The sequence below is a fragment of the Rhodopseudomonas sp. BR0G17 genome (assembly GCF_010907025.1).
Classification (GTDB): domain Bacteria; phylum Pseudomonadota; class Alphaproteobacteria; order Rhizobiales; family Xanthobacteraceae; genus Rhodopseudomonas; species Rhodopseudomonas palustris_H.
Genome location: NZ_QUML01000098.1, coordinates 1 through 586, shown reverse-complemented (window position 1 = coordinate 586; position 586 = coordinate 1). Strand labels below are relative to the sequence as shown.

Below are 586 nucleotides of genomic sequence, written 5' to 3'. Positions count from 1 at the left end.
GTCTTGACGCCGTTCTTCTTCATGTGCGCGACCAGCGCATCCATGACGAGGTTGTCGTTCTGGGTGGTCTTGAACACCCACTTCTTCTTGTCGTCCATCGGCAGCACCACCGCGGTGGTGCCGACCGGCGCCAGCATCACGGTCTTGGAGTCGGCGATGAACGGCAGGACCGCCATGGCATTGGGCGAGCCCGACGGGCCGATGATGGCATCGACCTTGTCCTCGATCAGGAACTTCTGGACGTCCTTGGTGGCCTGGGTCGGGTCGGAATTGTCGTCCATGTAGATGTAGTCGACCGTGAAGTCGCCGATCTTCTTCGGCAGCAGCGCCACCGTGTTCTTCTGCTGCAGGCCGACCACCGAGATCGGCCCGGTCGACGACGCGATGACGCCGACCTTGACCTGGGCCATCGCCGGGCCGGCCAGCGCCGTCAGGATCGCCGCGACCGCGAACGCCTTGAATGTCTGCATGAGTCCCTCTTCCGATCCGTCGTTGCGGGGCCGCTGCCGGCTTCGCGGCTGCGGCCGCTCGGGTCAGGCGCGGTGATCAGCAGAGGGTTTTGAACGCGACTAATTCCCGTCTGCAT

1 protein-coding gene is annotated in these 586 nt (G+C 64.0%); it reads right to left on the bottom strand.

The window, feature by feature from the left end; genetic code table 11:
* Nucleotides 1-470, bottom strand: a 470-nt coding sequence (locus DY467_RS25365; protein WP_164639800.1) for an ABC transporter substrate-binding protein, incomplete at its 3' end; no start/stop codon positions are given.
* Nucleotides 471-586: the final 116 nt, after the last annotated feature.